This window comes from Aneurinibacillus uraniidurans, assembly GCF_028471905.1.
Lineage (GTDB): Bacteria > Bacillota > Bacilli > Aneurinibacillales > Aneurinibacillaceae > Aneurinibacillus > Aneurinibacillus uraniidurans.
This window is the reverse complement of the sequence record NZ_CP116902.1, coordinates 1,895,303-1,921,591: the sequence shown is the minus strand read 5'-3', so window position 1 is coordinate 1,921,591 and position 26,289 is coordinate 1,895,303. Positions and strand designations below refer to the sequence as shown.

28 protein-coding genes are annotated in these 26,289 nt (G+C 40.2%); 8 read left to right on the top strand and 20 right to left on the bottom strand.

The features are described from left to right. Positions 1-40 precede the first annotated feature (40 nt). The 3 genes from PO771_RS09645 to pdxR all read right to left on the bottom strand — a co-directional run bounded on the left by PO771_RS09645 (position 41) and on the right by pdxR (position 4,709). Positions 41-1,138 (bottom strand): enoyl-CoA hydratase/isomerase family protein, encoded by a 1,098-nt coding sequence (locus PO771_RS09645; RefSeq protein ID WP_272563062.1) that lies wholly within the window; start codon positions 1,136-1,138, stop codon positions 41-43. A 61-nt stretch (positions 1,139-1,199) separates the two neighbouring features. After that, entirely contained in the window at positions 1,200-3,113 is a 1,914-nt protein-coding gene (locus tag PO771_RS09640; protein WP_272563061.1) for an ABC-F family ATP-binding cassette domain-containing protein, read from the bottom strand. A gap of 147 nt (positions 3,114-3,260) precedes the next feature. Then, positions 3,261-4,709 (bottom strand): MocR-like pyridoxine biosynthesis transcription factor PdxR, encoded by a 1,449-nt coding sequence (pdxR, locus tag PO771_RS09635; RefSeq protein ID WP_272563060.1) that lies wholly within the window; start codon positions 4,707-4,709, stop codon positions 3,261-3,263. Positions 4,710-4,884: 175 nt separating this feature from the next. Here pdxR and PO771_RS09630 point away from each other — a divergent pair, with 175 nt between their 5' ends. Continuing rightward, complete coding sequence (locus PO771_RS09630; protein WP_272563059.1) at positions 4,885-5,784, top strand: DMT family transporter; 900 nt, start codon at positions 4,885-4,887, stop codon at positions 5,782-5,784. 42 nt (positions 5,785-5,826) lie between these two features. On the opposite strand, the gene PO771_RS09625 is transcribed toward PO771_RS09630, so the two are convergent. From PO771_RS09625 to PO771_RS09615, 3 genes are all read right to left on the bottom strand, one after another. Beyond that, positions 5,827-6,279 (bottom strand): AraC family transcriptional regulator, encoded by a 453-nt coding sequence (locus PO771_RS09625; protein ID WP_272563058.1) that lies wholly within the window; start codon positions 6,277-6,279, stop codon positions 5,827-5,829. 218 nt (positions 6,280-6,497) lie between these two features. Next, on the bottom strand, positions 6,498-6,740 hold the full coding sequence (locus PO771_RS09620; RefSeq protein WP_272563057.1) for a DUF2164 domain-containing protein: 243 nt from the start codon (positions 6,738-6,740) through the stop codon (positions 6,498-6,500). A gap of 153 nt (positions 6,741-6,893) precedes the next feature. Next, positions 6,894-7,610 (bottom strand): hypothetical protein, encoded by a 717-nt coding sequence (locus PO771_RS09615; protein WP_272563056.1) that lies wholly within the window; start codon positions 7,608-7,610, stop codon positions 6,894-6,896. A gap of 278 nt (positions 7,611-7,888) precedes the next feature. On the opposite strand from PO771_RS09615, the gene PO771_RS09610 reads away from it, so the two are divergent. Further along, complete coding sequence (locus tag PO771_RS09610) at positions 7,889-8,458, top strand: YcxB family protein (RefSeq protein ID WP_272563055.1); 570 nt, start codon at positions 7,889-7,891, stop codon at positions 8,456-8,458. Between the two features lie 266 nt (positions 8,459-8,724). Here PO771_RS09610 and PO771_RS09605 read toward each other — a convergent pair whose 3' ends face one another. The 5 genes from PO771_RS09605 to PO771_RS09585 form a co-directional block, all read right to left on the bottom strand. Then, entirely contained in the window at positions 8,725-9,096 is a 372-nt protein-coding gene (locus PO771_RS09605) for a hypothetical protein (protein WP_272563054.1), read from the bottom strand. Positions 9,097-9,204: 108 nt separating this feature from the next. Further along, entirely contained in the window at positions 9,205-9,339 is a 135-nt protein-coding gene (locus tag PO771_RS09600) for a hypothetical protein (RefSeq protein ID WP_272563053.1), read from the bottom strand. 118 nt (positions 9,340-9,457) lie between these two features. Then, entirely contained in the window at positions 9,458-11,104 is a 1,647-nt protein-coding gene (locus PO771_RS09595; RefSeq protein ID WP_272563052.1) for a YcdB/YcdC domain-containing protein, read from the bottom strand. Positions 11,105-11,535: 431 nt separating this feature from the next. Beyond that, positions 11,536-12,009: a GNAT family N-acetyltransferase gene (locus PO771_RS09590; protein ID WP_272563051.1), complete on the bottom strand. Its 474-nt coding sequence runs from the start codon at positions 12,007-12,009 to the stop codon at positions 11,536-11,538. 216 nt (positions 12,010-12,225) lie between these two features. After that, positions 12,226-12,615 carry a FlxA-like family protein gene (locus PO771_RS09585; protein ID WP_272563050.1) on the bottom strand — a complete coding sequence of 130 codons (390 nt, stop codon included), beginning with the start codon at positions 12,613-12,615 and terminating at the stop codon, positions 12,226-12,228. Between PO771_RS09585 and PO771_RS09580 the strand changes: the two genes are divergently transcribed. Further along, positions 12,590-15,712 (top strand): efflux RND transporter permease subunit, encoded by a 3,123-nt coding sequence (locus tag PO771_RS09580; protein ID WP_272563049.1) that lies wholly within the window; start codon positions 12,590-12,592, stop codon positions 15,710-15,712. The genes PO771_RS09585 and PO771_RS09580 overlap by 26 nt on opposite strands. Before the next feature lie 294 nt (positions 15,713-16,006). Here PO771_RS09580 and PO771_RS09575 read toward each other — a convergent pair whose 3' ends face one another. From PO771_RS09575 to PO771_RS09560, 4 genes are all read right to left on the bottom strand, one after another. After that, positions 16,007-16,687, bottom strand: a complete 681-nt coding sequence (locus tag PO771_RS09575) for a DUF4253 domain-containing protein (protein ID WP_272563048.1) — start codon at positions 16,685-16,687, stop codon at positions 16,007-16,009. A 238-nt stretch (positions 16,688-16,925) separates the two neighbouring features. Further along, positions 16,926-17,549 carry a hypothetical protein gene (locus PO771_RS09570; protein WP_272563047.1) on the bottom strand — a complete coding sequence of 208 codons (624 nt, stop codon included), beginning with the start codon at positions 17,547-17,549 and terminating at the stop codon, positions 16,926-16,928. Positions 17,550-17,618: 69 nt separating this feature from the next. Beyond that, positions 17,619-18,212 (bottom strand): TetR/AcrR family transcriptional regulator, encoded by a 594-nt coding sequence (locus PO771_RS09565; RefSeq protein ID WP_272563046.1) that lies wholly within the window; start codon positions 18,210-18,212, stop codon positions 17,619-17,621. A 14-nt stretch (positions 18,213-18,226) separates the two neighbouring features. Further along, on the bottom strand, positions 18,227-18,961 hold the full coding sequence (locus tag PO771_RS09560) for a CPBP family intramembrane glutamic endopeptidase (protein ID WP_272563045.1): 735 nt from the start codon (positions 18,959-18,961) through the stop codon (positions 18,227-18,229). A 228-nt stretch (positions 18,962-19,189) separates the two neighbouring features. On the opposite strand from PO771_RS09560, the gene PO771_RS09555 reads away from it, so the two are divergent. Next, entirely contained in the window at positions 19,190-20,059 is an 870-nt protein-coding gene (locus PO771_RS09555; protein WP_272563044.1) for an alpha/beta fold hydrolase, read from the top strand. Between the two features lie 37 nt (positions 20,060-20,096). Here the strand turns inward: PO771_RS09555 and PO771_RS09550 are convergent, their stop codons facing one another. Then, the gene (locus tag PO771_RS09550) at positions 20,097-21,518 is read right to left on the bottom strand and encodes an aminotransferase-like domain-containing protein (protein WP_272563043.1); all 1,422 of its coding nucleotides are present in this window, start codon (positions 21,516-21,518) and stop codon (positions 20,097-20,099) included. A gap of 100 nt (positions 21,519-21,618) precedes the next feature. Between PO771_RS09550 and PO771_RS09545 the strand changes: the two genes are divergently transcribed. Beyond that, positions 21,619-22,221, top strand: a complete 603-nt coding sequence (locus PO771_RS09545; protein WP_272563042.1) for a LysE/ArgO family amino acid transporter — start codon at positions 21,619-21,621, stop codon at positions 22,219-22,221. Positions 22,222-22,285: 64 nt separating this feature from the next. Here PO771_RS09545 and PO771_RS09540 read toward each other — a convergent pair whose 3' ends face one another. From PO771_RS09540 to PO771_RS09530, 3 genes are read right to left on the bottom strand one after another with little or no spacing between them, the layout of a single operon-like run. Beyond that, entirely contained in the window at positions 22,286-23,089 is an 804-nt protein-coding gene (locus PO771_RS09540; RefSeq protein ID WP_272563041.1) for a DUF4097 family beta strand repeat-containing protein, read from the bottom strand. Further along, positions 23,082-23,642, bottom strand: coding sequence for a DUF1700 domain-containing protein (locus PO771_RS09535; protein WP_272563040.1), 561 nt, complete (start codon positions 23,640-23,642; stop codon positions 23,082-23,084). Before PO771_RS09535 ends, PO771_RS09540 begins: the two co-directional genes overlap by 8 nt. Beyond that, positions 23,635-23,958, bottom strand: a complete 324-nt coding sequence (locus tag PO771_RS09530; protein WP_272563039.1) for a PadR family transcriptional regulator — start codon at positions 23,956-23,958, stop codon at positions 23,635-23,637. Before PO771_RS09530 ends, PO771_RS09535 begins: the two co-directional genes overlap by 8 nt. A gap of 301 nt (positions 23,959-24,259) precedes the next feature. On the opposite strand from PO771_RS09530, the gene PO771_RS09525 reads away from it, so the two are divergent. The 3 genes from PO771_RS09525 (at position 24,260) to PO771_RS09515 (ending at position 25,483) form a co-directional block, all read left to right on the top strand. Further along, positions 24,260-24,685: an SRPBCC family protein gene (locus tag PO771_RS09525; RefSeq protein ID WP_272563038.1), complete on the top strand. Its 426-nt coding sequence runs from the start codon at positions 24,260-24,262 to the stop codon at positions 24,683-24,685. Position 24,686: 1 nt separating this feature from the next. After that, complete coding sequence (locus tag PO771_RS09520; protein WP_272563037.1) at positions 24,687-25,013, top strand: ArsR/SmtB family transcription factor; 327 nt, start codon at positions 24,687-24,689, stop codon at positions 25,011-25,013. A gap of 188 nt (positions 25,014-25,201) precedes the next feature. Then, positions 25,202-25,483, top strand: a complete 282-nt coding sequence (locus PO771_RS09515) for a DUF3817 domain-containing protein (protein ID WP_272563036.1) — start codon at positions 25,202-25,204, stop codon at positions 25,481-25,483. Between the two features lie 280 nt (positions 25,484-25,763). On the opposite strand, the gene PO771_RS09510 is transcribed toward PO771_RS09515, so the two are convergent. Further along, a complete protein-coding gene (locus PO771_RS09510) occupies positions 25,764-26,288 on the bottom strand; it encodes a GNAT family N-acetyltransferase (protein WP_272563035.1) in 525 nt (174 codons plus the stop codon). Position 26,289: the final 1 nt, after the last annotated feature.

Sequence of the window (26,289 nt, the reverse complement as noted above, 5' to 3'; positions counted from 1 at the left end):
CGTCCATCATGTGACCTGCTTTTATACGTATGCTATCTGTTTATTCGTTTGCTAGCGGATGGTCTTCTTTTTCCCACGGGCTGACGAAAAACGCTTCTACATCCTCACGCTTTACTTCTTCTACTGTTGCTGGGTTCCATTTCGGATTGCGGTCTTTATCAACGAGCACAGAGCGCACACCCTCATAGAAATCATGGCTGTGCATGAAGTGCATGCTCATATCCATTTCCATGCGGAAGCAATCCGCTGCACTCATCTGTTTGCCACGTATAAGCTGCTCAAGTGCTACGGACATCGAGATCGGAGACTTCGTACGCAAGGTAGCCGCTGTCTGCTGTGCCCATTCGTCGTCTTCCTGTGCTGCACGATCAAGTGACGCAAGAATATCTACGACCGATTCATGTGCAAAGTGTGTATCTACTTTCTCTTGAACAGCTGCTAGAGAAGATGCAGGAGCGGTAACAGTGTATTTTTGCAGGAGCATGCGAAGGTCTCTGGCTGCATCTGCTTTCTGTGTCCAATCGTGTGCCGCAATGTCTGCTTTCAACGCATCCCAGCTTGCACTTTCGATGTAATGATCGGCTGCGCCAAGATAAACCGCATCTGCGCCGGTAAATAAATGCGCTGTCAGAGCCAAATAGCGCCCCATATGGCCTGGCATTTGATTCATAAAGTAGCTACCACCGACATCCGGGAAGAAGCCGATGTTCATCTCCGGCATGGATAATTTTGAGCGCTCAGTCACAATGCGCTCTGCTGCAAAAATCGAAATGCCGACTCCCCCACCCATAACGATGCCGTTCATATACGCTACGATTGGTTTTGGATAGCGGTACATCTGCAAGTTCATGCGGTATTCAATGCCGAAGAAGTTTACTGCATGCTCTTCTACATTGTCGTCTTTCTTATCATAAAACGAGCGCATGTCTCCGCCCGCACACAATCCTTTTTCTCCCGCGCCTTCTACGGTTACAATGACTACTTGCGCGTCATTTTCCCATGCGGACAACTGTTTGCCGATCATATCTACCATCGCGACGGACAGTGCGTTCAGCGCTTTCGGGCGGTTCAGCACAATGCGGCCGACACCGTTCTGCACACTGAATACTACTTCTTGCTGTTGTGTTACATTCTCCACTCGGAAACCTCCTTCATTTTTGTGAAAATTCTATCTCCCTAATAAGTTCGATCAAAAATGGCTAGTTTCCTTTTTTCGCAGCTTCGATTTCTTCAAGCAGTGTATTCAGCTCGCTCCAGCGTTCGATTTTCGCTTCCAATTCCGCATCGACCTGCCTCTTCTCTTCGGTCAGCTGCTGGAGAAGCCCGTAGTCGCTCCCGGTGTTGTTCATCCCCTGCTCTAGTTCTGCACTGCGCGTTTCTAGGCGAGCGATGTCGTCATCAATCGTTTCAAGCTCGCGCTGTTCATTGTATGACAGGCGACGCGGTTTGTCTTTTTTAGGAGCTGGTGCTGTTGCGGCTTTTAGTTGTGCAGCAGCTTTGGCCTGTTCTTCTTCCTCCTGCTTGCGAATCTCGAGATAGTCTGTATAGTTACCGACATACGAGCGGATACCCCCATTTCCTTCAAAAGCAAACAACCGCTCGACCACGCGATCAAGGAAATAACGATCGTGTGAGACGGTGATAACAACGCCAGGGAATGTTTCCAGATAATCTTCGAGAATGGACAGTGTCTGAATATCAAGGTCATTCGTCGGTTCATCAAGCAGAAGCACATTTGGCTCACCCATGAGTACGCGTAACAAATACAGGCGCCGCTTCTCCCCACCGGACAGGCGGCCAAGCGGTGTGCCGTGCATGCTCATCGGAAACAAGAAGCGTTCAAGCATTTGTCCGGCTGATAACGTATGTCCGTCTGTCAGATGAACAACATGCCCTGCTTCTTTTATATAGTCGATCATGCGCATCGACTCATTCATTTCGGTATTTTCCTGACCATAGTATCCGATCCGCACGGTTGTACCGAGTGCTACACTTCCTTCCGTCGGTGTTAGCTCACCTGTTATTAGCTTTAGAAGTGTAGATTTCCCACTTCCATTCGGACCGACGATACCAAGTCGGTTCCCTGGAACTGCAATATAGCTGAGATCGCGGATAAGAACGCGGTTATCGAAGGTCATCGATACGTGATCCAGCTCGATGATTTTTTTGCCGAGGCGCTGTGTTTTCAACGCAATATCCAGTGTTTGTACCGCTTCAAGCGGCTTATCTTCTTGCATTTTTTCGATTCGCTCAATCCGGGCTTTCTGTTTTGTCGTCCGTGCTTTAGCACCACGGCGCAGCCAGGCGATCTCGCGGCGCAAAATGTTCTGCCGTGTCGCTTCAGATGCTGCTTCTCGCTCTTCCCGATCTGCTTTTTTCTCGAGGAAATAGTTATAGTTTCCTTCGTATGTATGCAGCTGTCCACGGTCAAGCTCAATGATGCGATTTACGACCCGATCCAGAAAATAACGGTCATGTGTAATGAGCAGAAGTGCGCCTTTAAAGCGAGACAAGTATCCCTCCAGCCATTCTACCGTTTCGTTATCGATGTGGTTGGTTGGCTCATCAAGAATAAGCAGGTCCGCCGGATTAATCAGAGCTCGGGCCATCGCTACCCGTTTACGCTGGCCACCGGATAGTTGACTGACACAAGCGGTTGTATCGGTAATCCCAAGCTTGCCAAGAATCGTTTTCGCATTCGTTTCGATGTCCCAGGCACCGTTTGCGTCCATTTTTTCATTGAGGACGGCGAGCTTCTCCTGCAGCTTCGTGTCGTTTGGGTGCGCGGCGATTTGCTGCAATGTTTCTTCGTATTGTTTAACGAGCTGCATAATTGGCGTATCAGCTGCAAAGATGTGCGCCAGTACGGTTTCTTGCTCATGAAAGTCTGGATTTTGCGGCAGGAATTCAATTCGTACGTCTTGTCCCTTCGTAATGGTGCCCGTATCGGCTGGAACAAGTCCGGCGATGACCTTAAGGAGTGTCGATTTTCCGGTTCCGTTTACGCCAATCAGGCCGATCCGCTCTCCTTCTTGAATACCGAGTGATACATTTTCGAATAGCGTTTTGATGCCGTATGATTTTGAGATGTTTTCAATAGACAGCAAGTTCATGTGACAATTCCGTCTCCTTCTCTTTGTAAGTCTGCTACCGAATAGTGTAGCACAAAATGACGATGGATGGACGATGTCGCGGAGCCGTCATTGGATATATGAAGATGTTTTTTAGGCTTGATAGGCAGGTGGTAGGACCCTTGCAAGCTAAGTGCTAATGGATTCCCAAGCTTCGAAGATGAGGCGAATCCCTTCTTCCATTTCCTCCTCGTTTAGATGGGAGAATCCAAAGCAAGCAGCGGGAGCGGATGGGCTCATAAAATAAGTTGTTGCATCTTCCCAAATAACGCCTTTTTGACGGCAAATCGATTGTAAGCGAACATATTCACTTTCCATGCCTTTCCATGACCCATAAATATGAAGTCCTGCATCTGATTTTATAAAATTAAATAGCAATCCAATTTTCTTCTGTAACATTCGATAAAACATAGCATATTTTTTCCCGTACACTCGTTTCATCCTGCGAAGGTGCCGTTCATAGTGCCCGCTTTTCATAAATGCAGCTAGCGCCCTTTGCTCCATAATAGTCGAAGGATGCGGTTCGTATAATTGTTTCGCCCGAACCATTGGCTCTACAAGACACTCCGGTAGTACCACATAACCGATCCTTAAATCGGGGAGCGTCGTTTTCGTAAATGTCCCCACATACACGACACGGTCTTCTTGATCCAATGCCTTCAGCGGCTCCACTGGCCTTCCACCCCAGCGAAACTCGCTGTCGTAGTCGTCCTCGATGATAATACTTCCTTGACGAGCTGCCCAATCGAGTAGCTGTCTTCGCCTGTCTTGACTTAGCACAGAACCTGTTGGGAAATGTCGGCTAGGCGTCACAAAAAGCAAACGCGATTCCCATTCTTGTACTTGTATGCCGTCCCCATCCACACAGGTGGGGATTGGCACGCCTCCTGCAGAAGTAATCGCCTTTTTTATGCCTGTAAAGCTTGGCTCTTCCACGATAACCGGATCGCCCTGATTTATCAGCAATTGTGCCAGCAGGGTAATGACCTGCATGGATCCGTTGCAGACAACGATCCGTTCGGCACTTGCCGGAATTCCCCGTGTTCTGCGCAAATGTATCGCAATTGCTTCCCTTAAAGGAAGATGCCCTTCCACCACAAATGCCTCCTCATGCTGCTTAGTAAGGAAATTTCTCACCTCTGAATACATAAAACGATTCCATTGGTTAAACGGAAAACTAGAATAGTCAGTCCGCCCGACCCGAAAATCAACTTTGATCGGGGAACCTTCCTCAGTCTGTTTCCGCAGCGGCATCCGGCAAATTTCTTCTCCCCAATTCGATAGCTTTAACCGTGTTTCCGCTTTTTCCAGCAGGCGTTCATTGTTCGCTTGAAATGTGACGAATGTGCCACGTCCGACCTCCGAGTCGACGTATCCGTCAACAACCAGCATGTCATATACCTTATTCACACTTCCTCGCGAGATTTGATAAAGCTCCGCTAAATCGCGGCTAGAAGGCAGCTTCATTCCCTGACTAAGTGTACCTGTCGCAATTGCTTCTTTAATTGCATGATAAAGTGCCAAATATTTGAATCGATATTCCTGACGAAACTTATGAAACGGTACACGAAAATCCACTACGATCACAACCTTTAAAATTGGTACAATAAATTCAATCTAAATTGGATCTTTTTTTATGTCAATCCTTTCTGTATGATGGGTCCTAGAAGAGAGGTTGGTTTGCTCGCAAACATTTGAGGATCTACATTCGGGCAAAATTGCCCCAAGAATGAAGAACAAGGAGAATACCTACATGAAAATAAAAGATATAGGTTCTTTATTTGGCTTGGCCGCATTATGGGGTGCTTCTTTTCTCTTTATTCGAATCGCATCCCCAGTGCTAGGACCGTTTTTAACCATTCAAGGTCGAGTAACGATCGCTGCGATTGCTTTGCTGATTTATATTGTCTTCACAGGACGTTCTGCTGATTTTAAAACACGCTGGAAACAGTATCTTATCCTTGGTGCTCTCAATGCGGCGATTCCTTTTATGCTAATTGCAACTGCCGCGATACATCTGAATGCGTCTGTGTCGGCGATCCTAAATTCGCTAACTCCTTTGTTTTCAGCTCTCGTCGCATGGGGATGGATGAAGGAAAAGTTAACTCTTAGAAAATGGATTGGCATCATCATAGGAATTGTCGGGGTTACTATCCTGGTAGGGTGGAGTTCAATCTCTCTTACACTAGAAGTGATCGCAGCTGTTGGACTGTCTATTCTGTCTACTGTGTCCTATGGATTTGGAGGCGTGTATGCCAAAAAAGTCTTTGTTGGTGTACCTCCTTTGTCAGTGGCAGTTGGTCAACAAATAGGAGCATCTGTACTCTTGCTTCCTTTTACTCTCTTCAATTTGCCAACTTCAATGGCTTCGTTGACATCTGCCGCTATTTTTTCTGTGGTTGGAGTGGCTATCTTCTGTACGGCCCTCGCCTATCCTTTGTTTTTTTACTTGATTACCAGTGCAGGCCCGACGAAGACCCAAAGTGTTACCCTTCTGATTCCGTTGTTTGGGATGATCTGGGGCGTCATTTTTTTGGATGAAAAGATCACCGTCGGAATGATCACAGGACTTATCGTGATTCTGGGAAGTATTTTTCTAATCTATGATATTCGACCCCGTCCCACAAAAAGTAAACAAGTCAAGATTTACTGAGTGTTTTACGGGGTCTTACCAACAAAACACGGAAACCAAAATTTATGATGTTATGGGCACGCAGATTTCACAATAATTATCGCAAACCATCTCTTCCATGTATCTTTCAAAAATTGGCCGAGCATCAATCTGATAACCGTAGTTTATCAACTCAGAAAAAATTTCGCTCCACGCTTTTTGAATGTCTTCGGCTGTGTGTTTGACTTTGAAAATGGCATATTTTCCACCGAAAATTTCTCTTTCATCGACGAAATCATCAATTTGATAATCGTCTGAAATAACGATACCGGCATCGTATCGGCAGTTTTCAGGCAGAGTGGTTTCAGGATTGTCATGTGAGATACCAAGGATTATTGATGTTTTTGAGAGTAGATTTTTTGCCGCAGCCCATTTCTTTAATTTTTGCATGGTTTGAACGTTGGCAGAGCCATATGGACCAATTTGTCGCACGTATGCGATGCGATATTTTGGAAGAGTTTCGATCTTACTATTCATATTTTCTTTGTTCCTTTCTGTATTAATATCCACTACATTTCGAATGCTATCATGATATAAAAATAGAATCATTTGATTTTTTAAAATTTTATTATCCGGAAAATCATGAATTAGTCATTCATGCTTCAACAATCGCCCAGCAAAAGGAGAAGAAAAAGCGAAATAAACCAGGTATAGGACATCAAAAAGACGCACTCACTCAGAGGCGTCTTTTTGATTTACATTTTCGCATGCAAAGCGTATATTTCTTCCTCTAGAGAAGTGAATTGTTGTTGAATGACAGTTTGAACATCGTTTAATGCCTGGTTATAAATAATGGGCGCTGTTTGACTCACTATAAAATCAAGTAATTGTTCAGCTGCCAAGTTACCTATAGGCTCGTCTCTTTCTTCACTAAAATACTGCTGAATGTTACTGATAATGTCCTCTTTACGTTCTTTTGGTATTTTTTTAATAAGCATTAGAGAACCTCCATCGATATAAATAGTATATAATTGTTCCATTTCATTCTCGTTTTTTCCATTACTACATCTTACAATACACTCCTATATTTGTAATTTAAAAATTAGTGTATATAAAAAGACGCCCCTGAATGAGAGCGTCTTTTTTTGGTTTCATCGAACATAGTCAGCAAAAACAACTTTGTATTCAGCCTTTTTAGTACTATCTCTTTTGTCTGTGATAACTATTGTCGCTGGTTTTGTAAAGTCGGTTTTATCTATGTCAAGCAGAATCGTTTGAAAAGATGTCGCCTCATATTCTATTTTTCTTTTACTTAAATCACCTACTTTTCCTATCTCATTCCCGTCCTGATACATCCTAACCGTGTATAGAGAATTTACCCCTTTTTCAAAAACTATTGTAAAAGTCAATGCTTCCTCAAAATCATAAACGCTTACGTCTTCTTTTGGGCTTCCACCGTTTAAGTTGAAGTATACAGCTGCAGTATAGAATGGTGTATCAATTATGACTCTACGGATATCACCATCATCTATCGTTGATGACTGTGCTGGAATGGTAAAAAAATTGATAAAATCCCTTGTTTTACTTACTTCTTGCGCCTCTGCAATTTTTTCTCTAGTTAGAGCATATATGTAGGTTTCGTGTCTTAGTATACGCTCATAATCACTAAGTTTTAGATGTTTGTTTGATTCTTTAGTGTTTGGCTCCTGTTGTCCGTTACTGCTACTCTGCTCTTTCTCCACACTCGCTGTTTTGACACTCTTGTCAAACGGAAAAAATTTCTGTTGTACATATACACCGCCTAGCACCAACAAACACAAAGTTATGATTGCTATCCCTGCATATTGAACAAGCTTCAGAATTCTCACCCTCCCTTTTCCTACATTTTACATTATCTCCTTAAAGTATGAAATATTTTTCCAAAAGAAAAAGAGTAGCATATTTGCTACTCCCAGATTGTAGACAAAAGGCGCTCGAATAAACTTCCAGACTATACCACCTTCTTTTTTAAATCGATCAAGGAGCCTACAGCTTGTTCATTGATACAAAACACATAATTAGGTAAAAATATGTGTTTTGTATCCTTTTAATCCATTATAAGATAGTGATATTGATGTCACTTCTTATACATGGAGGAAAAGATAGTATGCAAATGCAAGAAACAGAAGACGGGCAAAAAAGTTTGATTGTATGGATTGAGTTGGAAGAAAAAGATTTTCTAGAAGGTGGTTTAAACGTTCTATTTCGTAGCCCTCGGATACAATTCATGAGCTTTATATCAATCGTACTATTACTTTCTCCTTTTTACTTATCTGAAGTTAACCCTGCTGCCATGTTCTTTCCTTTGTTCGTTTTTGTTATTCTTCCTCTTATCACAATTGTCTCTACAAAATTAGATTATAAAAATAAAAGAGAGTTATCAGAACCGAAACGAGTTACCTTTTCTAGTACCGAAATTAAGATACAGATTTCATCAGCTTTAGACAGATATACGTGGAATAATATTCGCCAAGTGGTAGAAACTAAAAACTTGATTTTGTTATATATAGCGGACTCTTACGCCGTTTTAATTTCTAAAAGATGCCTTACGGAAGATGAACTTAATGAAATACGATCATTACAACAAAAATATGGTCCAAAAAAACGAATAAGATTGCCTGTTATTCCAGTTGCTTTATTAATTGTGCTTATCACTATTTTGTTTAAATTTATTTGAACATCAGTATAGTTCTGTTGTTGTCGTCGTATAGAAGATGATTTCATTCAAGCTGCGTATTCTATATGGAATGCGCTTTTGTTTTATTTACATGTATATCACCCTCTTTAAGGATTTTTGGCATAATAAAAAGCACTCAATAATAACGAGTGCTTTACTTAATCAGTAAGTAAATACTTTGTCTTTTGCTGTCGTTTCATGAGATATATTAGTTGTTCCTCTGCTGAATATGGTTAAATTCTTAAGCAACACTAAGAAGTAACTCTCTACAAGTAGGCGTCGTAGTCACCATTTGTTATGATGCCGAATTCAATCACTTTTTTATTCTCATTTACCTTTTTCGTAAGAAAGATTTCTCCAGCACCTACTATATCAAACTTAGATTCCGATGCAAGTATCTCACGGATTTTCCCCTTGATTTCGTACCCTTCTATTCCAAGGGAGTAAGCCGCTATTTCTGATGCCTTAATAGCTGTTTCGATTGTTTCATCTGTTATTTCATTTGAAAAGAATGTACCCACTGTTATGACCGCTACTTTATTTTTTTTAGTGGGCATAATAATAAATTGTTGTTTTTTGTTTGTCACATAAGCATAGGAAACAAATTTACCTTCCTTATCACCTTTTATCTTTTCCATTACCCATTCGCCCAATATTATCTCAGGAGAGTTATTATCCCCTCTATAATACGATGATGAGTTTGAGAGTCTTTCTTTGACTTCGTCTACCGAGTATTTAAACCCTGCTTAATGTAGTTTAGCTTCACTAACTGCAACTGGTTTATCTGGTTCTTGTGTATGTGCAACTTCTTTTTCCTTTTGATTGTAGCCGGTAAAAATAACGATGAATGTTAGGCTAAGTAAGAGAATGTATTTTTTCATGCCACCCTCCTTTTTCCTATATTTTACACTACATTTCTGTCTTATAGTTGGAAAAATTTATATAAAAAACACTCCCGTTACTTTACTGGTTCGTTAGCTTATTTAATTTTATATATAGCTATTCTTCATCATTCCATTCAATCGGTACCTTAACATAGTTTCCGGTAAACGCATCGACATAATCAGCTTCATTCCCGAAATCATCCCATGTGTACGTGAGAATGGGAGCAGGACCCTGCTGATCAAAATAGGACGGCCATATGTATTGTAGTTTTAGCTTTTTGTTTTGCAGGAAAGATTCGACTGCTTTTTCTTTTGACACAATCCCTTTTGGCATGGGAAGAGAGAGAGTCTCTTTTTGAGGATCAAGCGAAAAACTACTAATTTTTCCTGTTGTTGAATCAACAGCCACTGTGTGCAAACGGTCCATGACGGGTATGCCTTCATAGCGTTCTAAGAACACGAAATAATGATCTGGTCGTTCGTTTTTTACATATGCAGGAACTTTTTCTTTGTCCACCCATGCTGGAGGTTGTTCCGGTTCAAATGTAACATATTGAACCTGCAGCTCTTTAGCTGTAGAACCTGCATACTTTTCCATGAATGCAAGCGCCGTTGCAAATGCCTCTTCTTTACTGACCACTGCTGAAGAACTATTTTCGCTGCTTATATTAAGACTGGCGGAAGTAATCCATCCGCTTGCTTTTTCACTGCTGGCATTAATGCTGATGCCTTTTTCATTGGTCCAGGAATAATTAACGAATAAATCTTGTTCTTCTCTAGACAAAGGTATATCATCACACTTTTGCAATTTCATCTGGCTAAAGTCGAAGTTGAATGCTTTACTCAATACTTCCGCCGCTTCTTTTTCTGAATGGGCGATTAGTTTACTTTTTTGTGGATGGATTTGCACCACTTTCCATGGCTCAGCAAAGAAAGAAGTTTCTTTACTTTCCTCCCCTGTCATAACGTTAATTGTTTTACCAGTTTGAGCGTCGAAAAATCCGTAATTTCGTAAATTGTATTGTAGTGCCGGCTTGGTTTCTTTCATTTCTATCGGATAACGGTCATATTTTTCAGGCTGTTTCTCCACATACTTGAGATCAAGACTATCCGCTGTAATCAGCTGGTTTTTTATATCCTCAGCCGATCGAATATGAGCAGTGGTTGGAACAGCTATATTTTTTAGATTGTATGGGTTGTAATCAAACCTTACAATATGTCCTGCACCATCCACTTCAATACGAAGTAATTCTTGACTGTAAACAGGAATATTGTTAAGCAGAAGCGGGAATTCAACTTGACGTTCTGCCCAAGTAGTTGGTTTTTGGTCTTTGTCATACGTTGTAGATGAACCGCTCCCATGTGAAGTAGGTTCACCAAATTGTTTTCGCCCTTCAGCACCTAGCCAGCTGGTAATGAACTGCTCTGCTTTCTCTTTCGCTAATGTGGTAGATGGTTTTTTATCAGAAGCCCATTCTTTGATTTTCATAGTAAACGAACGAAGCTCTCCTGTTTCCATATCGAAAGTCAGATGACCGCTGGAGCCAATCATTCCCTCACTAGAATTGTCTGCAAGCGAGATGTAAAAAATTTTGCCAGTCTCATCTACATTACTCGTCTGAATATGCAATTGTTTAAAAGTCGGTTGCAGTGCGAAAAGCTTGTCCATCGTTTTTTGAATCACTGGTGGAATCGGAGCTATTTCAGAAGTAACGGCTGCTTGTTGGACAGTAGCTGGTGTATTCCCTTGCTCTGCAGCCAAAACCGTTCCTGTCGGAAGTAACGTGGCTGTCAGAAGAAGTGTGGTGAATGATCGTTTCATTATATTTCTCCTCTACTATGTAAAAAATGAGATATATTACCATAATACAGATAAAAGGGATTATTTCAACAGTATTTTCCAAACTGTATAGTTTTGCATCAGATGATACTCATTCGTTTTTCACATAATAAAAAGCACCCTTGAATATAAGAGTGCTTCTTGTCGTAATCGGATTAGTCTTTTGTTTCTTCCATATCGTTAGAAGCAAATCCAGAGTAATCAACATTTACATTAGCAGAGGTAGAGTGATAGCTAATGGTATATGAACCAGACCTCATACCTTGTGGAAAATCATTAATGCTTCTCAAAGTAAAAGTCTGACCTGCCGCAACTGTTTGTGTAAAATAAACTTTGCCAAACAGTAGAATCCGTTAGTTCAAGATTTTTTTCATATGATAGTTGGTTAAAGTAACACCTTTACGTTCTACATTTTGTGTGCAAACTACGTTGTAACTATGTCGCTCAAAAAAAGGTCTGGCAGTAATACTTGCATGTGTATCGATTTCTTGAAGATTTAATTTTTTTGCTTCTAGCTCAATTTTATCAATTAAAGCTGAAGCGATTCCTTTTCCTTGATAATCTTTATGGACAAAAAGTCTATTGATATACCCACTGTACATTAGGTCACTAAAACCAACGATCTTATTATTTATTTTAGCGACATACGTGATATTTTGGTTTAAGGAAATTCTCCAAACTTCTACCTTAGTGTGCTTTTCTCCTATAGGGGCCCATGCATCTAATTGAATCTTTGAATAATCTCTTGCATTCACTGAATGAACTGTGTCATAGAACAAGTTAACAATCTCTTCAGTATCTTGGCTGTTGAATCTCATAATATCCATACATACCAACACCTTTTACAAATTAGATAGTGACGTATCGAAGTGAAATTTATTATTCCATTTAATTTACAATACGATTTTGTTATTAAAATATCAACCTATGTTTCTCTCTCCTTTCCAAAATAAACAATCATGGTTTTTCAGCCGCAAATCCTAACATGGAAATCAGAGTTTTTCACAGAAAAAAGCCACTCCAGGGAGTGACTTTTTATTTTCTTATCGCATATTACCAATGATTGAACTCCTACTATCCTGCATCTTTTTGATGAAATTCGTCATCACGTCAAATGCTTCATTTCGCTTGTTTGACATACTTTGAAGACGTAGCATATCCATTTGTTGCGTACTGCTTAGCGAGTCAATTTGACTTTTCACTTTTTCGATTTGTTTCTGCAATTCTTCTCTTTGTTTTTCATCTGTTGTGCTGGATAAATTATTTCTTAGCTCTTTTAGTTGCTCATTTAACTGAGCGATCTGCCCATTAAGTCCACCATCCGAAAATTTTTTTAATCCTCCTGAACTTTTTAGCCAACGTCTTAGTCTTTTCACTATGGTTAAACCAAGAATGGGGAGGAAAAACATGAAGAAAATAATTGAAGCCTCCATGCAAAGAGCCGTACTTCTCTTAGTTTGCATTGTGCTCATTGTCGCATGGGGCGGGATTTCAGCATTCCAAATGCAGCGTGACTATTTGCCAAGCATCAATAATACAACGCTGCTTGTTTCTCTACGCGTACCATCTTATCAGGCTGACCAAATCAAACAAACCGTTACAGATAAGGTAGCAGATGCTGTTCGCACAGCAGATGGGCTTACAAATATCGAAACCACTTCGTACGATGGTGGTTTGCTGATGAGCCTGTATTTCCCGATGGATTTTGATATGAAGCTTGCGGAAAATGAGGTCAAACAGTCGTTGGCGAATGTAGATTTACCAAGCGATGTTAAACAAACACCTACCGTTACACGGGTTACGACGAACTCATTTCCCATTTTAAGTTATAGTCTATCTAGCGACCATATGGATGGAAACGCACTACGCTCCACTGTTCAGGCCAGTATCACAAAACAGTTAAAATCTGTGCCTGGCGTCGCGGATGTACAAGCTGTAGGAGCAGCGAACGATGGCTATGTCATCACGGTGCGTATGAAAGATTTACAGAAAAATGGACTGACTGTGGATGATGTAAACAAATCCCTCACATTTGCTATGCCATCCTGGTCATCTGGTAAAATTCCGAACGGGAAAGTTTCCATCCCCATTCGTATTGAGGGGTTAAACTGGAGCGACCAGCAGGTTAAAGATATCTCGCTTAAAAATAAACAGGGAAAAAGTGTACCTTTATCTGCCGTTGCAGATGTGTCTCATTCCCTGACTGATGTAAAAACCATTTCCAGAACGAACGGAAAACCGAGTGTATTGCTTAATGTGTTGAAAACACCTTCCGCAAACATTACAGATGTTTCGGAGCGTGTACAACAAAGAATCGCCCAAATCCCTGCTATTCAAAAAGGGGACGTATCTCTTACGCTTATGCTGGATCGGGCACATGAATTAAATGCTTCATTAAAGGGACTTGTGCGTGAGGGCTTGCTTGGATGTCTATTCTCCATGCTATGTGTTTTCTTCTTTTTCCGAAACGTACGCTCTACTCTGTTGATTGCAGTGTCTCTGCCGATTTCTCTGCTAGCAACAACAGCGGTTCTTAAATGGATGGGCATTACCCTTAACATTTTAACTGTGTCCGGTCTGATTGTTGCCATGGGCCGCATTGTGGACGATTCGATTGTCATTTTAGATAACATTTACCGAAGAATACAGGAATCAAAGGGAGCCTCTTTGCTTCATACTACGGCTTCCGCTGTATCTGAGATGCTGCCTGCTATTTTTGCTTCCACCGCTACCACGATTGCTGTGTATGTCCCAATCGCGATGGTAGGTGGCATTGTCAGCGCTTCGTTTTCCGGCTTTGCCTGGTCTGTTGTAACAGCATTAGTCGTTTCTTTCTTTGTCGCGATGCTGGTGATCCCATCCTTTTTCTTTATGGGATGGAAAGGAATACACACCGAATCCGTAACAGTTGAATCAAAAATGAAGCCGGTTCTGCAGTTCGCCTTTACGAACAAGCGGTGGGTTATTCTTACTTCGATTGTACTCTTTGTCGGTGCTGGCATTTATTCTGCTTTCTTGCCTGTTAACTTCTTGCCAAGCGCAAAATCAGGTCAGGTGGCGGTTAAGGTTGAATTGCCGAAAGGAAGTTCACTGTCTCAAGTCGATACGGAAGTTAAAAAGGTTGAGAGTGTTCTGCGAGCAAATCCAAATGTGGCTGCCTTTTCGGCTTCCTTTGGCTCAAGCTTTGCACCGCAAAGTGACGATGTGTTCGATGAGGGTGGCGGATTTATTCAGCAGCCAAATGTTGCGAATCTATCTGTAGCGCTGAAGGATAAAAATCAGCTAAATTCTTTTATCCCAAGCCTGCAAACGTCCCTTTCGTCACTCTCAAATAAAGCTGTATATACCGTTACGAACCAAAACATTTCCGGGGATGATTCACAATTAAAAGTGATGCTTACAGGCCCGGATCAAAAATCTGTGGATGATGCAGCGCAAAAAGTTCGGGTTGCGTTAGCTGATATTTCAGGGCTAAGCGTAGATGGGAAAGTAGACCTCACAAATGGAACGCCGCAATATACGGTGATACTGAACCAAAACAAAATTAAGCAGGCTGGCGTAAAACTGGATGATATCACACGTGTACTATCTGGTTATTTCACGCAGCCAAAAGATTTTTCGATTACGACCAGCTCTTACTCCATTCCTGGTGATATGTATCTTGAACAGTTGCAGGAAAAAGGTAGCGAAGTAGCTGCAAAGCAAAGTGATCCAGCAAAACTTATGTCCTTACTAGCTTCCGAGACCTTTACTGCAAAAAATGGACAAAAAATCCGCCTGGATCAGCTGGCAGTTATTTCAGAGGATCACACTCCTTCTTCTATCCAGGAACGTGATGGACAACCATATGCGGCTGTGACCGCGCAAATTACCTCTAACGATATGAGCGGTGTATCAAGTAAAGTACAACAGACGCTTGATCATACGTCCTTACCGAAAGGTGTGTCGTTTTCGTTAGGTGGGATTTCTGAGCAGGTTAAACAAATGATAGTCGATATGTCGATTGCATTAGCCTTCTCCGTACTGTTGGTCCTACTTATTACAAGTGCTGTATTTAAAGGCTGGAAAGCACCATTGGCGGTCTTGTTAAGCATTCCAATGGCAGTAAGTGGGGTTGTATTAAGTTTGATTCTTTTTGGTGGAGAATGGAACTTAGCTGCCTTAGTCGGTGTACTTATGCTTATTGGAATTGTAGTTACCAATGGTATCGTTATGATTGATAAGATTGAGCGAAATCGATTGGAAGGCATGGAAATGAGGAGCGCCATTATTCAAGGCAGCTTGTCCCGGGTGCGCCCGATTTTCATGACGGCTGGAACAACTATTTTAACGCTTTTGCCATTAGCATTCACACACAGCACAGATACGGTTATTTCTCAAACACTTGGAATTGTAGTGATTGGGGGAATGATTACATCAACGCTTAACAGTTTTATGGTGATTCCAATTATTTATGAATGGCTGCAAAGTAAGTCAATAAAAAGAACAGAACAGTCATCTATAAAGGTAACAGATAATAAAACATGCTAAAAATTGAATGGTGAGTAGGAGGGAGTAACTACTCCCCTCCTACTCTACTATCTCATTATAGGCAACCCCATATTACCCTCACTTCTCTGTAATTCGCTTGCATAAGAGCACAACGTTATGCTGCACCACCTAAATATTAATTTTATATAGTAATCGTATCGTTTACATGAAGAATCCGGTCAAGTCATTTATCTATTCTACTTACCGGATTATAATGTAGCCATGTGTTATCACCACCACTTCCCACTGGCATCCTTTATGGGTGTCTTTTTCTTTTTTTAGGATTATTACTCCCTAATCCCACCATAAATAAATTTTTTTGTCTTTACGCATTGAAGCCTCTAAATCTTCTATAGAGCCTATTCCTTGGTCAACGATGTCGGGACACAGAGAATATAATTCTTGGCAAAATGCATGGAGATCATAAGGCATGTCTACTAGTTCTAATTCGACTGTATCGGTTTCGGCAGCTATTATGTCAATTTTATTGTCTTTTACCAAGTTTCTTAGCTTTTTAATCAAATCTTCTGTTTTCATTCCATAATTAATAGCATCTGTTCTAGCTATACGAAGAATATCGAACGGATCATCTCCTTTACCCACGACAATTTCAACTTCTGTTTCCTTTTCTTTATTTTCAAACCATTGTGTTGTTTTCGTACCAATGAATGCTATCATGCCCGGATCAAGTTGAGTTCTGATTGCATGTAGAATGTTAATAGCATCCTTTTCCTTTACTAAAACAGAAATACAGCTTGTATCTTTTTCCCGTCCAAAATCCCACGTAGAATATGAACGAACCGAGCGCTTGGTTAAGGTTTGAAGTAGCATTTTTGCTTCTTGAAGGTTCCTAGCTTTTTTCCTTATAGTATTTTTGTCTTTTGATATATTTGCTGACTTTGTATATTCGTGTTTTTGGTTAGTATCTAAGGTGTCTGATGTAGTCCCTTGCAATAACGTTCCTGAAATTATCATACTTACTACGCTACAGACAATTGCAGATGTCCTTATCTTGATAATGATCCCCCCATATACAGACAATATTCCCAAAATTATAAACCAAAAATTGTAATGCAGCTAGAACGCCTGATAAAACATAAATGCAGGTGTTATTTGAAAAGTTGACGCAACTTGTAAAGTAAACAGTAATAAATGTATTACTTGAAAAAATAAAACCTCGTTGGATGTCAACGAGGTTCGTGATCATACACTTTTACGTATATTTACGGTATGACGTGTAGCACATGTGCTTTTTAATTGATTGCAAGAAAACAGAAGGTTCATCGACCCGTATATATAGCTTGCGAATTAATTGCTTTCTACCGAACAATCCACCGGACAGAACAGGTTCGTGAAGCTCAATCTCAAACTGTGGCTCATCCGCTAACCCCATATCAGGGGCGAGACGCGGGCATGCTTCTGCATGGAAAGCATCTGTCTCTATACTCATCTGCTCTAGACTTGTTTTGACCGAACCGATATATGCGATATTACTTAGTTCCACCGTTACCGATTTACGGAACCCCACACGCAGTTCCAGTTTTTCGTCTATAAGACAAAACCGTGAATGACGAATCGCTTTATAATCTCCGATTAGCCAGATTACGGTATACACATGCAAGGCAGTGACGATCCAGGCCCAAAACGGGCTAGTACGGTGCAGAACGAAGTGAAGTCCAGCCCCTTCTAAGATTTGTTCGTGTAGAAACATTAAGAATAGACCCCAATACACACTATTTTTATGAAATGAAAATGTTTGGTTTTCTCCTCTTGTTTCTTTCCGCTCCCGCCATGCGAATAAAGCATAGTACCACATCTGTACTTCAGTCTTAAGCATGTACGCCCCATCCTTTCTAAATATATAAACTGAACGGTCGGTCTGTTAAGTAACTAAAAAAAATTAGTCTTACTTTTCTAGGCTGATTCCATGTAGAAACACAGTTATCGCTTCTTTGTACAAACGTTTCAATTCGTCTATTCCCACTTCATAGTATGCTGCACCGAGCCCTCCCAGCAGTCCAGAAAAAATAAACGCTAACTCCGTTACATCACGAGAAGCAAATTCACCGGAGGCTATTCCTTCTGCTAGCACTTCATGGTACAGGCGACGCGGGATACGTGTAATCTCCAGCACACGACTTAATACTTCCGGATCAGCCGTCTGACTTCCGCTGAACTCTTCCGCCGCTTTAATGAGCGGATTCTGAAAATCTTCCGCTACATGCAAAGCGATCCCATACAACTTATCTGATGCTGTGTGATATTGGCTTTCTTTTTTCTTCCATTGATCAATCCACTCTTCGATCCCAGCTTCGAGCAAGTATAAAAATAAATTTTCTTTGCTTTTAAAATGATAATATACGTTCCCTTTGCTACTCTCGGCAGCAGCAATAATATCCTCAATGGAAGTCGCCGCATATCCTTTCTGCGAGAAGAGTTCCTTTGCTTTTTCTGCAATTCTTTTTTTCGTTTCGTTTTTATCCCGTTTTCGCTTTTCCATCTGTAATACCTTCCTTACGATTTTTCTTTCCTTGATTTCATCATGAAAACCCCGGCCAGGTCAATCAGTGTATGTAGAATCATACCTGGAATGATAGAGTCTGTAACGAGGTAAAGCAAGCAAAAATACATGCCTAATGTCGTAGCCTTCATTGCTCCTTTTACGCCTTGATACGTATGGGCTAATCCGAAAATAAGAGAAGAGAGAATAAGAGATATCCATACGGATTGGGTGTCTAGTAGTGACGGTAGATAATACATCAAGAATGAACGGTAGAGCAATTCCTCACATACGCCTGCTGTGATCGAAACGAAAACCCATACGCACTTTTCTTTTGTACTGGTAGGAAGTAAGTAAGTGGTATACCCTTCTTCTTCGATTTCCTTTTGAATTTTTTCGAAATAGTGAGGTTTCCATACAAATAATAAGGTATTTACAACAAAAACAATCCCATACAAAAGTATCAAGCCAAGCACAATAGCAGAAATCCATGCATTCAGCGGATTTCCATCTAAAAGATTGAAAGTAGGTACCTTTTGTAGGCCAAGCTCAGTCAAAGGCACCTTGTATTGCCACACTGCCAAAAATAAAAGCAAGACAGCCCCCCACAAAACAGCTATTGTTTCATAATAGTAGCTCACTCGTGTTGTTTGATTGCGTATCAGCTTTCGTACAAAACGTTCAAACATCATTTTTCCGAATATAGGGTCATATACAAGCAAAAAAGCAAGCAGCATGATAAAAAGCATATACATTTTCCCCTTTACAGATACAGAGGCCTCATTGTAATTCTATAAACTGAACGTTCGGTCTATAAATAAAGTAACAAAATTATCATTATATGTAAATAACTACATCGTAAACTAGAGAATTATTTTTTTAGAATGAACGATTGAATAAAATATTCTTTTCAAAAATCATAGTCAATTGTACAATTTTACAAAATAAAAGATAAGAAATAAAAAAGGAGGCCGCTAATGATTGAAAAAGTTTTTAATACGGGATTTGTTAAGCTAAATTATGCAGAAGGTGGTAATCCAGCCAGCCCACCCCTACTATTGCTTCATGCAGCCACTTCAAGGTGGCAGTCATTTCAATCCATAATTCCTGAGCTTGAGGAAAATTGGCATTTATACGCAGTAGACTTACGAGGTCATGGTAAATCAGATAACGTTCATTCAAATTATAAAATAGACGACTATGTTCCAGATATATCTGCTTTCATCGAAGGCTGTATTAAAGAACCTACAATTGTATTTGGTCATTCTCTTGGAGGAATGATTAGCATTTTAGCTGCAGCACATCATCCAGCTCTTGTGAAAGCATTGATCATTGGAGATTCCCCCATTTCATTAGAAGTTCTGAAAGAAGGTACTAAAGACGGCAATCGAGAAATGCTGATGTTACAGAGAGACCTGGCAAAAACTAAATCAACCGAATATATCCTTTCGGAACTAAAACAAAAGTTTTTTCTCTCAATTCCAGGTCAAAAAGACATGGTCCCTGCTTTCAAAGTATTGGGAGAAGATCATCCTTTATTTCATTTTATCGCAACAAGTCTAAGCCAAAATGATCCGGAGGTACTTACAGCCGTTCTTGGACGCTTTGACGAAACTTATGCCGAATATAAAATAGACGAATTGCTCCCTAAAATTCAATGCCCTGTTTTACTTCTTCAAGGCGATCCTACATTTGGAGGTTTAATAAGAGATGAAGATGCTAAACAAGCATTGCATCTCTTACCTAAAGCAACCCACATTAAAATTAACAATGTAGGTCATGCTTTACATATGCAAAACAAAGAGTCAGTTATAAGCGCTATACTTCCCTTTATGGAATCACTATAAGAAGGAAGCCTGCCAACAAAACACGGATATTATAGAATTAGTTCCGGATTAGTTCTAGTAAAATGTTTAGTCCTTTTTTTAATTCTTCTAATGACGCATAGGCATAGGAAAGACGAATATGATGTAAATCTCCCGATTCATAAATATAACCTGGGTTGATCAAAACATTTTGATTAAGTAAATTTAGAAATAATGCCTTGTTTACAATCGGTTCATGAAATCTGAGCCATATATAAAAACCACCCTCAGACTTTTTCCAGGTAGCGATTTTTTGAAATTGCTGTTCTACTATTTCTTCTACAAATGTCGCCCTTCTTTTCAATTGTTCACGAAGCTTAATCAGGTGCTTTTCGTATAAACCGGATGATATCCAGTGTGCAACGATTTCTTGAGAAAAGGCACTTGAACCATAGTCCGTTTGCATTTTAATATCAGCTAATCGCCTAATTACAGGTGAAGGGGCAACCACCCAACCAATTCGTAATCCGGGACTTAGCGTTTTGGATACACTGCCGATATAAAGCACCTGCCCTGATGTATCAAACGACTTTATAGCAGGCGAAGATGAGTCAAATAATAGTTCGTGATACACATCATCTTCAATAATTGGGATTTGCAGCTCCTTGCACGTATTGTACAGGCTTTTCTTTTCTTCCATCGACCAATTATGCCCTGTCGGATTGTGTAAGGTTGGTACACAGTAAAATAAAGATTGTCTTTTTCTTTTGAGTGCCCGTAAATTGTCTGTTACATGTTCATCCCGCAAAACTGGAATCATCCGCATTCCAGCGGATTGAAAGGGATGCACAGAATTTAAATACGAAGGTTGTTCCTGGAAGACGATTGATCCTTCTTCTAATAGTCCCATTGCAATTAATTGAAGCGCTTGAAGTGCACCTGAAACAATTAAAATGTTCTCAGGCGCTGTTTGAATCCCACGTTTTTTTAAATAGGTACATAAAATTCTTCTCAGCTTTTCACTTCCTTGTGGTGATGAATAACCTATTGCCTTTGCTTCAAGCGAAATCTTTTGTAACGACTGTTCAATTTGTTTCGTTGGGAGTAATTCAGGTGATAATTCACCTGTTCCAAGCCGGATGATATGATCCATTTGCTCATATTCGTTGATGAGCTGAATCGTATGGTAGTTTGGTTTATGAATACTTGATTCAATATGCTGCTGCCAATTCGGTTGAGCTCTGTTCAAAAGTACATTCCACGAATTATTAGCCACAAATACTCCTGATCCCATTTTTGATTCGAGCAAACCATCCGCTTTTACTTCATCAAGTGCAAGCTGCACGGTACTCCGGTTCACATTAAATTGCGCTGCGAGTTGGCGCTGTGTTGGAATCTTTGTGCCAACAGTCCACTCCCCTCGTTCAATCTGAGATTTTATCCAATCTACAATTTGCTCTTGAACGGTCAAATGAGACTGACGATTTGGTTTCCACTTCATCTAATCTCTCCTAAATTGGGTGGATAAAAAACCATCCAATTGGTTGTTTTCTTTTAGTTGTATCACAAGTACGATAGCAATTGAAAGGGAGTTGACTTATATGGAAGCCATTTTTCATGGAATCATCTTAGCATTCGGACTCATTTTACCTTTAGGGGTACAGAATGTATTTGTATTTTCACAAGGAGCCACACAGCCAAAGCTACTTCGGGCGCTTCCGGCGACGATTACTGCTGCACTGTGTGATACCTTTTTAATCCTATTAGCTGTCTTTGGGTTATCTGTTGTTGTTTTACAATTCCACTGGTTACGACTTGGCCTTATGATTGCTGGAATTTTGTTTTTACTTTACATGGGGTACGTTATTTGGAGGTCTGAACCAACAACGAATGAACCGAATCAAGCATTACCAATCCGTCAACAAATCCTCTTCGCTTTATCCGTTTCTTTATTAAATCCTCATGCCATCTTAGATACAGTTGGTGTTATTGGGACAAGTGCATTAAAGTATGTCGGAACGAAACAAGTGTTTTTTACAATCGCATGTATTGCAGTATCCTGGATTTGGTTCTTTGGATTAACGCTTGCGGGTACAGTCATGAAGAAGCTAGATGGTACAGGGGGGTTGATGAACATATTCAATAAATGCTCTGCCCTGTTTATCTGGGGAACTGCCATTTATCTTTTTATTGGATTACTGTAACGTACAGGAAAACAGCAACCCACAAATGAGTAGGTTGCTGTGCCTGTTTCCCTTCGATTCATGATTATTTTGTTACAGTAATTTCCCCATTATCTGTTGCTAATTTGATCAAGTTATCTCCTTTACCGATCACAGCATTACCCGTGTACTTGTCGAGGATATTGATGTGGCCATTGTCTACACGTACATTAAATGTTACATTTGTAGGCTCTTCTTCTGTGCGGATTATGATATTCCCGTTATCAGAAGTTAATTGCATGGGGCGATCCAATTGTTTGGTTACCACGGAAATCTTTCCATTGTTTGTTTTTCCGTTAATGGTTCCATCTACATGATCAAGTGAGAGTTTTCCGTTATCTGATTCTACATTAACTGTAGTGGAAGGAATATTTTTCAATTCAATACTTCCGTTGTCTGTTGTAGCTTTTACATCTTTTATGTTGAGCTGTTGTATTTGTACAACCCCGTTATTATTATCAATTTGCATAGATGCGTATTGCTTTTCAGGTAAAGATACTTTTAATGTTAAGGATTCGGAGCGAGGAAAGAAATTAAAAATTTTCAACTGTTGTTCTTTAAGTTTGATGAAGAGTGTTGTTCCTTCAACATTTGCTGTGAAGATTTGTTTTGTTTCAGTTGTTCCTTTTCCTGATAATTGTATCTTTGTTACGGTATCTTTTGTAGGGGCGACTTCTACATGTACATTGCCGGTTTCTAATTGGATTGCTGTAATATTTTTATTGTCGATAACTTTTTCTTCTGAAACAGACACTTCTTTATTTGCTGAGCGAAATGTTAAAAGGCTTCCTGCTGCACCAACTAGTAAAAGTACCAGTGCAATCATAGATATTTTTTTTATACTACTCATGTTTTAATCCGCCTTTCACAAGTGATGCATTGAATTTTAGATAACGTACAAATAAATGTATAACTGTTTTTGTCGTAAAGAACATACCAATGGCAATAAATAATCCAATTCCACAAAGCGCCATTGATAAGAATAAGTCAGCAAGTTCGAATGTTCCCGGATTTATTACTGTGTTAACGAGAACGAGAAGTGGGGAGGCAACAAACGCCATACCTGCTGTCCAGCCAGCAAAGATCACTCCAACTAGTGCAATAAATGGCCCGAAGACAATCACCAAGTTGAAAAAGCTTAATCCGATGGTGGCCCAGGCTGCACGCATAATGTTCCCTGTAGTCGCCGCTGTCTCCACTTTTTCAAGATGATACAAAGCAAGCAGTTCTTTTGCAATTTGATTTGGTAAACCAAGTGATGCAGCAATTTCTTCTTCTGTTTTTCCTGCTTCTAAACCCACTGCGAAATGCTCTTCATAATCTTGTAGAATGTCCTTACGTTCATTTGGCGAAAGTCTTTTTAATGATGAGTCTAATTGGTTTAAAAACTGTACTTTATTCATTGTTCATCCCTTCTTTTATTAATTGATTTACACCGCTAGAGAATTCGTTCCACTCTTCAATAAGCTCGTGAAGATATTTTCTTCCTTTGTCGGTTAATTGATAATATTTACGAGATGGGCCCTCAGACGACTCTTGTAAGTATGTTGTGAAGTATTCTTCTTTTGTTAAGCGCCGTAACAGTGGATATACCGAACCTTCGGATATTTCGATTTGATCCGAAATTCTCTGCACCAACTCGTATCCATATCGGTCTTGCTTATCCAATAACACAAGCACACATAGTTCTAAGACTCCTTTTTTAAATTGTACATTCAAGATTGACTCACCTTTCTTCATTATGACTACTGTTTATTGTATGGTACCAATCAGTGTCATGTACTAGTAAATATAATATACTACTCAGTACTGTTTATTGCAAGGTACTGAAAAATATTTTTTACTAATTGGAATCCTGATACATCGCCATCAAGTTATAACGCCTAAACAAACTACCGTGAATTGTAAACAAGACTTAAGGAAATAATCAAATAGGAAAAAACATTTGATATAACACCAAAAGGTGTTACAATTATTTGCGACACATTTTGGTGTTATATTTAATTTTGGAGGCACAGTTATGCAAACACAGGAAACATTACCAGAAATCCACAAAACGATTGTACTTAATGCTCCGATTGAAAAAGTTTGGAAAGCAGTTGCAACATCAGAAGGGATTTCGGCATGGTGGATGCCAAATACTTTTGAACCTATTTTAGGACATGACTTCATACTCCAAACAGGTCAATTCGGTGATTCACCATGTAAAGTAACTGAGCTTGACCCTCCGAACCGTGTCGGTTTTGATTGGGGTAAGGATTGGCATCTTGTTTTTGAATTAAAAAAGTTAGAAGATGGAAAAACAGAGTTTACACTGATCCATTCTGGCTGGGATGCGGAAAAAATCACAGAGTTTGGACAACCTCACTCGATCGTTCGTGGCATTATGGACGGCGGATGGGGAAAAATCGTAACAGAGAAACTTCCCGCATATATTGGGGCTTAAATTGCTTGTATCTCCGTCCAAGCACGATGTATTTCAAGCAATCGCTGACCCCACTCGTAGAAAGCTGTTAAAATTGCTCGCTGACAAGGAAATGCCGATTACTGCAATTACAGAATACTTCCCCATAACTCGTACTGCTGTCAACAAGCATCTGCATGTTCTTTCTGATGCGGGTCTTGTCAGCAGTCAGAAGGTCGGACGGGAAACCCGGTATAGGCTTCAGCCAGAACCTCTTGTCGAACTAAAACAATGGCTTTCTTTTTTTGAACACTATTGGGATGAAAAGCTGTCTGCTCTTAAAGATTTTGTAGAGACTGATAACGATTAGTTGTTATAAAACCGAGATGGGCAGGTTAGCTCTCTCGGTTTTTTATTTCGTTAGATTTATCCCCTGTTTTTTTACATGATATAAAGTGTCGGTATTATGAACAGTACATGTTTTTATGTTATTCATGCTCATTTCAGTTTATAATCGGGGAAGAAACATAGTGTATAACCAAAAGGAGCTGATTTATCGTGATGAATGATCCCATTGCCCGTTTGCGCACGATTGGGCTTATCGAAGGGATTTCGTTCTTGCTTTTACTTTTCGTAGCCATGCCACTGAAATACGTGATGAATATCCCGCAGGGTGTGGCCATAATCGGAATGATTCACGGCGTATTGTTTATGCTCTACATTCTTGCCGTGCTTAATGTAAAAGCATCACAAAATTGGTCAATCGGACGTGCGCTTGGCGCAATTGTTGCCGGGATACTACCGTTTGGACCGATCATTTTGAATAAGCGCTTGCCATAAGTAGCGCATAACAAAAAGACCTGCCTCAGTGACCATAGAGGCAGGTCTTTTTCATGTGGGAAATGATTTATTTCGCGGTGGAAACTCTCAATTGCTCATTGTTCTTGAGTAATTGTGCGAATGTATGCGAAGGGGTTTTTTTGATGGAGAAAGGTCCTTTTCCGCCTACACCTTTTCCATTAAAGGGTGATCTTATTGGAAACATTTCAATTCCTCCTCTCTAGATCGATAATTTATTCCTACATTCCCAGAATATCAATTGGAAAATAATGCGTCAAGCCTACTTTTGTGTCCGATTTAAATATTGCAGCAGACGGGAAAAGTCAGCGGAAAAGATGTTCTCCGTCCCATGATATCCCTCTCGCTGCCCGATAATATCAGCGAATTTGGAATAGAGTCGGGTCAAATAGACATTGTCCGCCAGGGCATGAAATTGAAACGTTCGAACATGATGATTTTCCTGGTCTATATAATTCACCAAATGACGAAAGCCGTTAACAAACAGGCGACTGCTACGCTGTGATTCTTTCATAATGACCGAATCGACGAAAGCGACCTCTCCTTCTGAGTGCGACTCATACTCATGTGTTACATAGCGGTAGTTCATCCAGGCAATTGTGTTGTCCATTTGATCGAGCACAAGAATAATATGAGAGGTGCCGATTGTTTCTAGCACATGCATCAATGCGTCGGACAGGGAGAATAAACGGCTGAAATCTTTTCGGTGATGGATAAAAAAAAGAGCATACTCGATAAAATCTTCGTCATTTTTACAAACACGGTAATGGATTCCCATCGGTTTCAAA

Excerpts from the sequence above, each read along its gene's own strand:
- PO771_RS09625 (WP_272563058.1), bottom strand. The coding sequence starts at position 6,279 with ATGAATAGTAAGATCGAAACTCTTCCAAAATATCGCATCGCATACGTG.
- PO771_RS09555 (WP_272563044.1), top strand. The coding sequence starts at position 19,190 with ATGATTGAAAAAGTTTTTAATACGGGATTTGTTAAGCTAAATTATGCA.
- PO771_RS09640 (WP_272563061.1), bottom strand. The coding sequence starts at position 3,113 with ATGAACTTGCTGTCTATTGAAAACATCTCAAAATCATACGGCATCAAA.
- PO771_RS09545 (WP_272563042.1), top strand. The coding sequence starts at position 21,619 with ATGGAAGCCATTTTTCATGGAATCATCTTAGCATTCGGACTCATTTTA.
- PO771_RS09585 (WP_272563050.1), bottom strand. The coding sequence starts at position 12,615 with ATGGAGGCTTCAATTATTTTCTTCATGTTTTTCCTCCCCATTCTTGGT.
- PO771_RS09575 (WP_272563048.1), bottom strand. The coding sequence starts at position 16,687 with ATGATAATTTCAGGAACGTTATTGCAAGGGACTACATCAGACACCTTA.
- PO771_RS09550 (WP_272563043.1), bottom strand. The coding sequence starts at position 21,518 with ATGAAGTGGAAACCAAATCGTCAGTCTCATTTGACCGTTCAAGAGCAA.
- PO771_RS09610 (WP_272563055.1), top strand. The coding sequence starts at position 7,889 with ATGCAAATGCAAGAAACAGAAGACGGGCAAAAAAGTTTGATTGTATGG.
- PO771_RS09605 (WP_272563054.1), bottom strand. The coding sequence starts at position 9,096 with ATGGAAAAGATAAAAGGTGATAAGGAAGGTAAATTTGTTTCCTATGCT.
- PO771_RS09620 (WP_272563057.1), bottom strand. The coding sequence starts at position 6,740 with ATGCTTATTAAAAAAATACCAAAAGAACGTAAAGAGGACATTATCAGT.
- PO771_RS09580 (WP_272563049.1), top strand. The coding sequence starts at position 12,590 with ATGAAGAAAATAATTGAAGCCTCCATGCAAAGAGCCGTACTTCTCTTA.
- PO771_RS09570 (WP_272563047.1), bottom strand. The coding sequence starts at position 17,549 with ATGCTTAAGACTGAAGTACAGATGTGGTACTATGCTTTATTCGCATGG.
- PO771_RS09535 (WP_272563040.1), bottom strand. The coding sequence starts at position 23,642 with ATGAATAAAGTACAGTTTTTAAACCAATTAGACTCATCATTAAAAAGA.
- PO771_RS09525 (WP_272563038.1), top strand. The coding sequence starts at position 24,260 with ATGCAAACACAGGAAACATTACCAGAAATCCACAAAACGATTGTACTT.
- PO771_RS09565 (WP_272563046.1), bottom strand. The coding sequence starts at position 18,212 with ATGGAAAAGCGAAAACGGGATAAAAACGAAACGAAAAAAAGAATTGCA.
- PO771_RS09540 (WP_272563041.1), bottom strand. The coding sequence starts at position 23,089 with ATGAGTAGTATAAAAAAAATATCTATGATTGCACTGGTACTTTTACTA.
- PO771_RS09560 (WP_272563045.1), bottom strand. The coding sequence starts at position 18,961 with ATGCTTTTTATCATGCTGCTTGCTTTTTTGCTTGTATATGACCCTATA.
- PO771_RS09630 (WP_272563059.1), top strand. The coding sequence starts at position 4,885 with ATGAAAATAAAAGATATAGGTTCTTTATTTGGCTTGGCCGCATTATGG.
- PO771_RS09590 (WP_272563051.1), bottom strand. The coding sequence starts at position 12,009 with ATGGATATTATGAGATTCAACAGCCAAGATACTGAAGAGATTGTTAAC.
- PO771_RS09600 (WP_272563053.1), bottom strand. The coding sequence starts at position 9,339 with ATGAAAAAATACATTCTCTTACTTAGCCTAACATTCATCGTTATTTTT.